At 62.1% G+C, this 9,849-nt stretch carries 12 protein-coding genes and 1 pseudogene; 7 read left to right on the top strand and 6 right to left on the bottom strand.

Translation table 11 applies throughout. The features are described from left to right. On the bottom strand, positions 1 to 2,145 hold the full coding sequence (gene dinG / locus JWV26_RS17765) for an ATP-dependent DNA helicase DinG (RefSeq protein WP_074913055.1): 2,145 nt from the start codon (positions 2,143 to 2,145) through the stop codon (positions 1 to 3). Positions 2,146 to 2,285: 140 nt separating this feature from the next. Here dinG and JWV26_RS17760 point away from each other — a divergent pair, with 140 nt between their 5' ends. Next, positions 2,286 to 2,750: a CopD family protein gene (locus JWV26_RS17760; protein WP_206417459.1), complete on the top strand. Its 465-nt coding sequence runs from the start codon at positions 2,286 to 2,288 to the stop codon at positions 2,748 to 2,750. A gap of 49 nt (positions 2,751 to 2,799) precedes the next feature. Here the strand turns inward: JWV26_RS17760 and JWV26_RS17755 are convergent, their stop codons facing one another. The 4 genes and pseudogenes from JWV26_RS17755 to JWV26_RS24645 form a co-directional block, all read right to left on the bottom strand. Beyond that, complete coding sequence (locus tag JWV26_RS17755) at positions 2,800 to 3,561, bottom strand: hypothetical protein (RefSeq protein WP_072422656.1); 762 nt, start codon at positions 3,559 to 3,561, stop codon at positions 2,800 to 2,802. Further along, entirely contained in the window at positions 3,554 to 3,859 is a 306-nt protein-coding gene (locus tag JWV26_RS17750) for a DUF1145 domain-containing protein (RefSeq protein ID WP_206417458.1), read from the bottom strand. The genes JWV26_RS17755 and JWV26_RS17750 overlap by 8 nt, the downstream gene beginning before the upstream one ends. Before the next feature lie 159 nt (positions 3,860 to 4,018). Continuing rightward, positions 4,019 to 4,719, bottom strand: a pseudogene (locus JWV26_RS24540) (PA1041 family peptidoglycan-binding anchor lipoprotein). Positions 4,720 to 4,862: 143 nt separating this feature from the next. Then, positions 4,863 to 5,495 carry an OmpA family protein gene (locus JWV26_RS24645; RefSeq protein WP_072422659.1) on the bottom strand — a complete coding sequence of 211 codons (633 nt, stop codon included), beginning with the start codon at positions 5,493 to 5,495 and terminating at the stop codon, positions 4,863 to 4,865. 163 nt (positions 5,496 to 5,658) lie between these two features. Between JWV26_RS24645 and JWV26_RS17735 the strand changes: the two genes are divergently transcribed. The 3 genes from JWV26_RS17735 (at position 5,659) to JWV26_RS17725 (ending at position 7,826) form a co-directional block, all read left to right on the top strand. After that, positions 5,659 to 6,156, top strand: a complete 498-nt coding sequence (locus JWV26_RS17735; protein ID WP_072422660.1) for a DUF6231 family protein — start codon at positions 5,659 to 5,661, stop codon at positions 6,154 to 6,156. A 4-nt stretch (positions 6,157 to 6,160) separates the two neighbouring features. Continuing rightward, entirely contained in the window at positions 6,161 to 6,643 is a 483-nt protein-coding gene (locus JWV26_RS17730) for a YchJ family protein (protein ID WP_074913065.1), read from the top strand. A 67-nt stretch (positions 6,644 to 6,710) separates the two neighbouring features. Continuing rightward, positions 6,711 to 7,826: a hypothetical protein gene (locus JWV26_RS17725; protein ID WP_206417457.1), complete on the top strand. Its 1,116-nt coding sequence runs from the start codon at positions 6,711 to 6,713 to the stop codon at positions 7,824 to 7,826. Between the two features lie 62 nt (positions 7,827 to 7,888). Here JWV26_RS17725 and JWV26_RS17720 read toward each other — a convergent pair whose 3' ends face one another. Then, on the bottom strand, positions 7,889 to 8,443 hold the full coding sequence (locus JWV26_RS17720; RefSeq protein WP_100547420.1) for a hypothetical protein: 555 nt from the start codon (positions 8,441 to 8,443) through the stop codon (positions 7,889 to 7,891). 192 nt (positions 8,444 to 8,635) lie between these two features. Here JWV26_RS17720 and JWV26_RS17715 point away from each other — a divergent pair, with 192 nt between their 5' ends. From JWV26_RS17715 to JWV26_RS17705, 3 genes are read left to right on the top strand one after another with little or no spacing between them, the layout of a single operon-like run. Then, positions 8,636 to 9,133 (top strand): LEA/WHy family protein, encoded by a 498-nt coding sequence (locus JWV26_RS17715; protein WP_026088655.1) that lies wholly within the window; start codon positions 8,636 to 8,638, stop codon positions 9,131 to 9,133. Positions 9,134 to 9,150: 17 nt separating this feature from the next. Then, positions 9,151 to 9,345: an SEC-C metal-binding domain-containing protein gene (locus JWV26_RS17710; RefSeq protein ID WP_017677822.1), complete on the top strand. Its 195-nt coding sequence runs from the start codon at positions 9,151 to 9,153 to the stop codon at positions 9,343 to 9,345. A gap of 7 nt (positions 9,346 to 9,352) precedes the next feature. Beyond that, positions 9,353 to 9,817 (top strand): DUF2489 domain-containing protein, encoded by a 465-nt coding sequence (locus tag JWV26_RS17705; RefSeq protein WP_072422664.1) that lies wholly within the window; start codon positions 9,353 to 9,355, stop codon positions 9,815 to 9,817. Positions 9,818 to 9,849 lie beyond the last annotated feature (32 nt).

Below are 9,849 nucleotides of genomic sequence, written 5' to 3'. Positions count from 1 at the left end.
TCAGTCGATCTGCCGGCGAAACGGCGGCAACGCATTGAGAATGGACTTGCCGTAGCGTTGGGTGACCACACGCCTATCCAGCAAGGTGATGGTGCCGCGATCGGCCTCGGTACGCAGCAGGCGACCGCAGGCCTGCACCAGGCGCAGCGAGGCGTCCGGTACAGCGATTTCCATGAAGGGATTACCGCCGCGCGCCTCGATCCACTCGGCCAGCGCCGCCTCAACCGGGTCATCCGGTACGGCGAAGGGAATCTTGGCGATCACCACATGCTCGCAGTAGGCACCGGGCAAGTCGACACCCTCGGCGAAACTGGCCAGGCCGAACAGCACGCTTTCCTCACCAGAATCGACACGCGCCTTGTGCTTGTTCAGGGTTTCCTGCTTGGACAGGTTGCCCTGAATGAACACGCGTTTGCGCCAGTCGCGATCCAGGCCGTCGAACACGTCCTGCATCTGCTTGCGCGAGGAGAACAGCACCAGCGTCCCGCGACTGCCTGCGACCAGGCCCGGCAGCTCGCGGATGATGGCTGCCGTATGCACCGCCGCCTCACGCGGGTCGGCCTTCAGGTCGGGCACGCGCAGCAAACCGGCATCGGCATGATGGAAGGGGCTCGGCACAATGGCGCTGACCGCCACCTTGGGCAGGCCGGCGCGCATACGATAGCGGTCGAAGGTGCCCAGCGCGGTGAGCGTGGCGGAGGTCACCAAGGCGCCGTGGGCGACATTCCACAGGTTGCGGCGTAAGGTCTCGGCGGCCAGGATTGGGCTGGCGTTGACCTCGATATCGAACAGCGCACCGCTCTCGACCAGGATCAGCCAGCGTGCCATGGGTGGGCTTTCCTCGGGGTCTTCAGCGGTGAAGGCCAGCCACAGCTCCCAGTTGCCCTTGGCGCGCGCCATCAGGCTGCCGAACAGCGGATACCACTCCTCGGCCTGGTGGCTGGCGATGCCCACAGAGCCCTCGCCGTCCATGGCCTCCTTGAGCAGCTCGGTAACACCGGTGAACAGGTCATTGAGCTTGGAGAAGCCCTTCTTCAGCTCCAGCCCCAGCTCGGTCAGATGCTCCGGCACCACGCCGCCGACGAAGCGGTGACGCGGGCGCTCGCGTCCTTCCATGTCCTCGCCGGCCTTGAAGTCGGCGATCTGCTCGCAGGCAGCGAACATGAACTGCTGCTGAGTCTTCAGCTCGCGGGCCAGCTCCGGCACCTGTTCGATCAGACGGCCGAGATCGCCCGGCAACGGGTTCTGCGCCAGCAGCTTGGTCAGATTCTTGTCGATCTGGGTCAGCCAGTCGGCGGTCGAGCGCAGGCGGGTGAAGTGGGCGAAGTGGCCGATGGCCTTGTCCGGCAGGTGATGGCCCTCGTCGAACACATAGATGGTTTCGCGCGGGTCGGGCAGTACCGCGCCGCCGCCGAGCGCCAGGTCGGCCAGCACCATGTCGTGGTTGGTGACGATCACGTCGACCTTGCCCATGCCCTCGCGCGCTTTATAGAAAGCGCACTGCTGGAAATTCGGGCAGTGGCGGTTGGTGCACTGGCTGTGGTCGGTGGTCAGTTGCGCCCAGCGCACGTCCTCCAGCTCTTCGGGCCAGCTGTCGCGGTCGCCATCCCATTTGTTGCCGGCGAGCTTCTCGATCATCGCGGTGAACAGCTTCTGGCCCTGCTCGTCGACGTCGATGCGAAAGCCTTCTTCCTCGAACAGTTGCGCGGTGGCGCTCTGCGCGGCGCCGTCCTGCAGCAGGTGGTCGAGTTTGGATAGGCACAGGTAGCGGCCACGACCCTTGGCCAGGGCGAAACTGAAATTCAGGCCGCTGTTGCGCAACAGATCAGGTAGATCCTTGTGCACGATCTGTTCCTGCAGTGCCACGGTGGCGGTGGCGATCACCAGGCGCTTGCCAGCGGCCTTGGCCGTGGGAATGGTGGCCAGGCTGTAGGCCACCGTCTTGCCGGTACCGGTGCCCGCCTCGACCGCCACCACGGCAGGATCACCCAAACGCTTGCCCTCGTCATCGGTCTTGATGGTGCCGAGCACCTTGGCGATCTCGGCGATCATCAAGCGCTGGCCATAGCGCGGCTTGAGCGACTTGGCCTCGAGAAAGCGCGAATAGGCGCCCTGGATCTGGGACTTGAGTTCGGTACTGAGCATGGATTCTGAAACGAAAAAGGCTGGATAAATTTTCAGTATTCGCGGAGCGGTCGCTATCATAGCGCGCCTGTCGATCTGGCGCAGACTCGCGTGCCAATCGAATGAACCGACCTGCCAAACGGCCCCTCTGGAGATACCGCATGACACCCTACGCACCACTCTATGCGCTACACCTGCTGGCCGCCGTCGTCTGGGTCGGCGGGATGTTCTTCGCCTGGATGATCCTGCGCCCGGCGGCGGTGGACATACTGGAGCCACCAGCACGCCTACGCCTGTGGCTGAGTGTGTTCAAACGCTTCTTCGTATGGGTCTGGATAGCGGTAGCAGTCCTGCCCCTGACTGGAGTCGGCATGCTGCACATGAGCTACAGCGGTTTCGACGCCGCGCCGCGCTACGTGCACGTCATGATGGGTCTGTATCTGGTGATGCTCGCCCTGTTCCTGCGCATTCAGGCGCTGCAGCTGCCGCAGCTGCGCCGCGCCGTGGAGGCTGAGAACTGGCCGGCAGGCGGCGAGGTGCTGGGGCGGATTCGCAAAGTGGTCGGCAGCAACCTGCTGATCGGCCTGGCACTGATGACGCTAGCGGCCATGCGCCCGCCATTCTGATCGACGCGGCTGCCTTCCTCTGCATGGCAACGAAGGCAGCGACGGTTACTTAGAAACGAAACACCTGCATGGCACCACTGCGTCCAGCTGCTCCCTCGCGTCCAGCCTGGCCGGGTTTGCCATCGGCAGCACCCTCTACGCCGTAGAGCAGGCAGCCCTTGGCAGCGCCCCCACGGCCGGGGCGCCCCGCCGAACCGGCTGCACCACCCGCGCCGCCGTCGAGCAACACCTGCATGCGCTCGACCTCGACATGGTGAGGCACCTCCAGCACCACGCTGCCGCCTGCAGCACCTTCATGCCCATCGGTGCCGTCCTGACCATCGTGGCCAGCACTGGCCTGCCCCCAGGTGCAACCACCCGGCTGCCCATGCGCGCCATCCAGTCCGGCATAACCCGGTCTGCCCTGACCACCGCGCACATCGAGGGTCAAGGATTCGAATGTCAGCTTGTGCAGCTTGAGCTTGATCTCTCGCCCAGGCGTGGCTGGCCGGGTGTAAGTGCCAGCGGCACCTTTGGCGCTGATCCAGGCGCCCGGGCCGATATCGGCGTCCTCTACCACCAGTCGCAGTGGCTGATCGCTGGGTGCAATGCCAATACGCGCGTCGCGGCCCATGAGCAGCTCACCGATATGCAACTCGGTCACCGTTGCCGGGATCATTAGGGTCGCCTGATCCGCCACTTCCAGCCGTTCGAGCTGCAGGCTGCTACTGGCGACCGGCAAACGCATCAGGGTATTGGACGGCACCGTGACCTGCGTAGCGGCCAACGACGGACCTGCGAACAGGCAAAGCAACAGAGCGAGACTACGCATGAGCCGCCTCCTCGAGCGCTGCTGCGGCAGTGCTTTCAGGCCCTTGCTCGGCCTTCAGCGGATAGAGGTGAAAAATGCCGAACAGCAGGACCTGTACACGATCCAGCCAGGGGTTAGTGCGACCGGACAGGAGCCCCGAGAACAGCCACAGTTGTACCCCATGCAGCAGCGCAAGAAAGCCCGCGAGCAGATAGACGAGCTGTTCGAACGGCGCGCCAAAACGCTTGGCCAGCGCCGCCGCAAATACCAGCCAGAAAGCCAAGGCCAGCGCCTTGCCCATCATCAACAATGCTTTCATCCCCGCCCTCTTGCTCTGGTTTTTCTAATAGCGCAGCACGTTAACCGGTCGTGGCCCGGACCACCAGAGCGAGGGAATATTTTCCGTGATCTCAGCTATCGCCAGCCGTAAAAGCGACACCCCCCAGGCCTATGATGACCTGTGGGGCGCCCCTGCGCTTCAACGGGAAACGTACAACTCCACGCGGCGGTTCTGTGCGCGGCCGGCATCGCTGCCGTTATCCGCCACCGGTTGGCTCTCACCACGGCCTTCGGTACTGAGCTTGCCGGCAGGCACACCCTGGGCGATGAGAAAGTCGGCAACACTGCGTGCGCGGCGCTCGGACAAGCCCTGGTTGTAGGCATCAGAACCAACGCTATCGGTATGCCCGACGACCTTGACTGCGACCAGACTGGCACCGGTCAGGCGGGTACTGACGTCGGCAAGCAGACGCCGCGCCTCACCCGTCAGTTCGGCTGAATCGAACGCGAACAGCACGTTTCCCAGGTCGCTGAGAACGATGACCTCATCCTGTGCCTGCTGCTCCATCGCCGGCTCGGTCGCAACACTGGCGGGGTATTGTGGCGAAGGGCAGCCGTTATGGCCTACCGCAGTACCGACTGGCGTGCCGGGGCAGCGGTCACGGCGGTCGAACACACCGTCGCCATCTTCGTCGCCGTCCTGTGCATAACAGATGATGGTGCCCAGGTGGAACTTTCGATTGCGCCGAGGCCGCCACCGGCCAGGGCTCCAATCGCACTGCACAGGGGCCAGTTCCCCTGGTTGAGCGGCGCGTCTCCCGTACTGGAAGTCGTGGCACAACCTGAAAGAACACTGCTGACCAAGAGAAAGGGTAAAACCCTCGAAAGCTTGATTCTCATGGCGGTTTCTCCTGTGATACCGGCATGTTGCCGGTATCACAGGAGTAAAGACGGCGACAGGATTTCAGACAAGAAAAGGCCCGACCGATGGAAATCGATCGGGCCTTCGCGGGTGACGCCTGACTTGGCTTACACGAAGCGCCTTACGGCTGAGCTTCGACCTCGGCTTCCACGCGACGGTTGATGGCGCGACCATCAGCAGTGGCGTTGTCGGCAACCGGGCGGCTCTCGCCATAACCCACTGCCTGCACACGGCCGGACTCGACACCGTACTGGTTGACCAGAACGTCACGCACGGCACTGGCACGGCGCTCGGACAGGCCCTGGTTGTAAGCATCGCTGCCCACCGAGTCGGTGTGACCTTCAACCACGGTGCTGGTCTGCGGGTACTGTTTCATGAAGTCGGCCAGGGCTTTGATGTCACCATAGCTTTCCTGCTTGACCTGGGCCTTGTCGAAGTCGAACTTGACGTCCAGTTCGACACGAACGGCTTCGGCTGGCTCGGCAACGGCAACCTCCTCGACCATGACTTCTTCTTCGACTACTGCGACTTGTTGCGCTTCGGCACCATGTACCCAGCAATAGGCTGCGCCAAGACCAGCACCGAGCGCAGCACCAGCACCAGCCCAGGAAGAACTTTCGATGGCCCCTAACGCCGCACCACCAACACCGCCTACAGCTGCGCAGGTGGGCCAGTCGGTTTTCTGCAGGCCGGCGCAGCCGGTCAGCAAGGTACTAGCCAGAATCAGGGGTACTGCGTTCCTTGTGATACTCATACTTTAGGTCTCCAATGTTCATCGGCCCATAACCGACTCAATAGTAGTAAAGACAGGAGTTGTACAATCCGCCAGCTATAGCAGCTTCTGCGGATAATTTTCTCTCACTCTAGGCCTGATACCGACACCACGTTAGTCTTTGCAGACTTTTCGAGGAAGTTCGATGACCGCCAGCCTTAGTACCCGTACTCCACAGCAAGCCATTGCGGCACTGCTTGCCCGCTATACCCCCGAGAAACTGCTGTTACTCGGCGCAAGCGAACTGCCCGCAGTCAGCGCCTTTCACGGCGCCCACCCGCAGTGTCAGGTCACCACCGCACCTGCTGCTCCCCTGGCGCCGGAACTGGCCGCACAGCGCTTCGACCTGGCAATTCTGGTCGACTGTCTGGAGCACTTACCCAAACGCGAAGGACTGCAACTACTGGGTGGCATTCGCAACCTCAACGCCAGCAGGGTCGCCGTGTTGCTCGACCTCAAGGCAGGTGATTGGCAGGAAACCGACTTTTTCGCCCTGGCCATGCAAGCCAGTGAACAGTTCCAGCGCGAGGGACAGACCCTGCATCTGTTCACCTATGATCTACTCGATTACAAGCAAGTTCCCGACTGGTTGAACGCGAAGTTCTGGGCTAATCCACAAAACTTCGGCAAATACTGGTGGTAGAGCGATGAACCCACTCGATCCCAATTGCCCTTGTGGCAGCGGTAATCCGCTGAGCCAGTGTTGTGGTCACTATCACGCGGGCACCCACGCGCCCAGCGCGGAGCTGCTGATGCGCTCGCGCTACAGCGCCTATGTACTGGGCCTGGTGGACTATCTGGTGGCCACTACCCTGCCCGTCCAGCAGCCGGCGCTCGACCGCGACGCGATGGCTGCCTGGAGCGCCCAAAGCACCTGGCTCGGCCTGGAAGTCGAAGGCAGCGAGGTATTCGGCGGCAAGCCAGAACACGCCCAGGTCAGCTTCGTCGCACGCTGGCACGATGACAACGGCGAACACCGCCACCGCGAATGCTCCGCTTTCGTTCAGGTGGACGGACGCTGGTTCTTCCTCGACCCGACGGTGCCACTGAAGGCCGGACGCAATGATCCTTGCCCCTGCCAGGGCGGGCAGAAGTTCAAGAAATGCTGTGCGCCCTACCTGAATGCCTGATTGGCGTTAATCCTGCTTTCTGCTTGAGTTGATACGTCCTGCGAGGACACTCAACAAGGAGAAAGCCATGCACAAGAAAAGTGGTATCGCTCTTATCCTGGCCGGCCTGCTAGCAGGCTGCGCCAACCAGCCCGGCGGGCTGCAAGGGGAAACGCTGGATCTGGGTGACAGCCAGCGCATCAGCCGCCTGTTCGCCTACCCGAACAACTGCAGTGTGATCTGCTACCGCGACTGGACGCTGGAACAGACGGTCGAACACTACCTGCAACAGAGCTTGACGCGCGACGGTTACCCTCAGGCCAACGTGCGCGTAACGCGCAAGGGGGAACGCATTCACGCCATTTTCGACGGCACGCCAACGGATTACGGCAAGTCCCTGCTGCAATTGCTCGATGCCGGTGATCTGGCCTATCAGGGCGCCAGCCAGCTCAATAGTGACGGCAAGTGGCAGTACAACTGGTACTTCTTCCTGCCCCTGGGCATGGCCCTGGAGAACCGCAAGAGCGTTGAGCTGCTGCACTTCCCACCCGACTACTCACTGACTCAGGCCCAGGATTATCTGCGTTCGAGCACCACGGATCGCTGGGCGTCGCTGCTCAGTTTCAATGGTGTACAGGCGGAACAAACCCCCGCTTATCAGACGATCATCGACATCGCTCCCATCGCTGCCCCCGCAAGTGCCGGCAGTGCCCTGGAAGGCGTTTATGGCTATTTCACCAGCTATCAGCGGCGCATGGTCAGCGAGCTCAGCGTCGGCTCGGGCGATACCAGCCTGCCGATGGTCGCTTTTGGTGCACCGGTGCGCAGTTGGATCACGCAGCAATACGGGGTGAATCTGCCGGTGCTGGGCCTCGGCCAGATCGATGCAGCACCTGGGCAGCAGGTCTCAGTGCTCGGCGCCAACCACCCCAGCTACATCTGGTATGCGGCCGATCCAGCCAACAACAAGGGCAGCGAGGCCGCCGCCAACGCAGCAGGGATCAAGGTCATGGGGCAGGACCTGAGCGCCGCCTGCTGGCAGGCAGGTATGGGCCAGCAACCAACAGCTGATCCGCAGCAGACGCTGAACACCTGCACCGAAAAATGGCAAGTGACGGAGAAACTGCAAACCTGCGAGCTGTTTTTCACCAGCGTGCGCAACCTCAAACCTGAGGAGGCCGCTGCCAAATGCAAGGCGGGTTAATGGCCTGCAAAACGCCGTGGCTGCGTGCGCAGTTCACGGCGTTTCAGTCAGGCTAGGAATGCTCAATCCTGCAGCTTCAGATGCGAGGTATCCGGTGCAGCCGCTGGAGTCGCAGGCTTGGCTTGCCCCATATCGCTACCAACAGGCGCCAGACTGAACTGCGACAGGTCGACCTGTGGCGCGGCAGCGTCGGGCCTGGCGTCCTGCAGATCGCTGCCTACCGGTGCGATATCGAAATCCGGGGCATCCACATCACTGAACGCGGCCATGTACTCATCTCGGGGGGCGACCTGCAGACGCCCCGGCCTGGCCGCGGGCGGTGCGGCTGCCGGAGCAGGTGCCGGCTCTACGGGCGGCGGCGGGGCCAGCTCGACTTCCTCGATCAACGCATCCATGTCGACGACCTCGACCCGCGCACCGGCACGCTCCAGCGTCGCGCGGTACTTCTCCGCCCCGGCGGCGTCGAGATTGTTCTTGATCACGATGCGGCGCCCGGAGAACAACTGGGCAATGCGCTGAGCATCGGCCTGGAACAGCTTGGCCATGTTGGCCTTGACCAGCTCCGGCTGGGCGCCCGGCACCAGTTGCCCGGAGAAGGCGATCTCGTAGCGACTCATGGTCACACTCCTGTCCTATTCGCCGCTCAGTATGGCGCAGGTTCCTTTGCCCTGACACTGCAGGCGTCTCATTCATGCTCTCCCGATTACCAACAACCCGAAACCTCCACAGTATCTCGTTGAAAATAATGAGTGCTTCCCCGTTGCAGCCAAGCGCTTGCTTGTTACACTGGGACGCAATGGGGGTATGAAATGTTTTCTCAGGCGCAAATGATAAGAATTATCAGCCTATTGATGTTTTTTGGCCTGCTTTCAGGCCTGCCAGGATGCTCCACCTGGATGACAGGTGGCTTCAAGGACCCGGACGTCCAACTCATCAAAGTTGATGTAGTCAAGGCCAGGCTGCTCGAACAGGAGTTCCGCCTGCGCTTTCGAATCGACAATCCCAACGGCGTCAGCCTGCCGGTGCGCGGGCTGGACTACAACGTCCATCTCAATGGTATCCAGCTGGCCGAGGGCTACTCCAACGAGTGGTTCACCGTGCCCGCCCACGGCCACCACACCTTCGAAGTACCGGTGCGCACCAACCTCTGGCGCCATGTGCGGCAGATCGTCAAGGCACTGGAAAAACCGGACGTGCCGATTCGCTATAGCCTCAAGGGTGAGGTGAAAACCGGCATGTTGTTCGGCCGAAGCGTGCACATGTCGCGGAATGGCGAGATAATTCCTGGCGATTTCATCCCCGAATAACCTGCACGAGTAACACCATGAGCAACCAACCCCACGTCCACGGCCCTGACTGCAACCATGACCACGATCATCACGATCACGGCCATGTGCACGGCCCGCACTGCAACCATGGCCATCAGGAGCCGGTGCGCAACGCGCTGAAGGATGTCGGCCGTAACGATCCTTGCCCATGCGGCAGTGAGAAGAAGTACAAGAAGTGCCACGGCGCCTGAACCGCGCATGAGTGCCCTGAACCTCACCCTGCTGCTGATCGGCCTGCTGCTGATCGCAGCGCTGGCCGCTTATGCCTGGCATCTGTGGCGCCGCGTCTGGGCGAACCAACGCGCCCGTGACGAAGCGCAGCAAGAGCGCCAGCAACGCATCGGCGGTGACCTGAGCATCCTCGCCAGCAGCCTGCTCGATGAGCAGTTGCCACTGATCGAAGGCGCCATCCGCATCAAGGTGCTGCTTGACAACTATGACAGCGCCCTGAGCAATGACAGCCGCTGCCAGGTGTTCCATCTGCTCTTCGAAGCCACCGCCGAGGTGCCCACGCATGCGGGCTGGAAAGCCTTGGACAAGGCCGAACGGCGGCGCTTCGAAAAACGCTTCAACGAGCTGGAACTGCAGCACAAGGCCGCTGCTCGCATCGCTGCACGCTGGTTACTGGACGAAGGACTGAAAGGGTCTCGAGCAAACGCCTGAGCCCCTCTTGCCAGGCTACGGCAGCCTCATTA

The organism is Ectopseudomonas toyotomiensis (genome assembly GCF_017167985.1).
Taxonomy (GTDB): Bacteria; Pseudomonadota; Gammaproteobacteria; order Pseudomonadales; family Pseudomonadaceae; genus Aquipseudomonas; species Aquipseudomonas toyotomiensis.
Note: the sequence above shows the minus strand (reverse complement) of the source record. Positions and strands in the feature narration are given on the sequence as shown.

Excerpts from the sequence above, each read along its gene's own strand:
- dinG (WP_074913055.1), bottom strand. The coding sequence starts at position 2,145 with ATGCTCAGTACCGAACTCAAGTCCCAGATCCAGGGCGCCTATTCGCGC.
- JWV26_RS17760 (WP_206417459.1), top strand. The coding sequence starts at position 2,286 with ATGACACCCTACGCACCACTCTATGCGCTACACCTGCTGGCCGCCGTC.
- JWV26_RS17755 (WP_072422656.1), bottom strand. The coding sequence starts at position 3,561 with ATGCGTAGTCTCGCTCTGTTGCTTTGCCTGTTCGCAGGTCCGTCGTTG.
- JWV26_RS17750 (WP_206417458.1), bottom strand. The coding sequence starts at position 3,859 with ATGAAAGCATTGTTGATGATGGGCAAGGCGCTGGCCTTGGCTTTCTGG.
- JWV26_RS24645 (WP_072422659.1), bottom strand. The coding sequence starts at position 5,495 with ATGAGTATCACAAGGAACGCAGTACCCCTGATTCTGGCTAGTACCTTG.
- JWV26_RS17735 (WP_072422660.1), top strand. The coding sequence starts at position 5,659 with ATGACCGCCAGCCTTAGTACCCGTACTCCACAGCAAGCCATTGCGGCA.
- JWV26_RS17730 (WP_074913065.1), top strand. The coding sequence starts at position 6,161 with ATGAACCCACTCGATCCCAATTGCCCTTGTGGCAGCGGTAATCCGCTG.
- JWV26_RS17725 (WP_206417457.1), top strand. The coding sequence starts at position 6,711 with ATGCACAAGAAAAGTGGTATCGCTCTTATCCTGGCCGGCCTGCTAGCA.
- JWV26_RS17720 (WP_100547420.1), bottom strand. The coding sequence starts at position 8,443 with ATGAGTCGCTACGAGATCGCCTTCTCCGGGCAACTGGTGCCGGGCGCC.
- JWV26_RS17715 (WP_026088655.1), top strand. The coding sequence starts at position 8,636 with ATGTTTTCTCAGGCGCAAATGATAAGAATTATCAGCCTATTGATGTTT.
- JWV26_RS17710 (WP_017677822.1), top strand. The coding sequence starts at position 9,151 with ATGAGCAACCAACCCCACGTCCACGGCCCTGACTGCAACCATGACCAC.
- JWV26_RS17705 (WP_072422664.1), top strand. The coding sequence starts at position 9,353 with ATGAGTGCCCTGAACCTCACCCTGCTGCTGATCGGCCTGCTGCTGATC.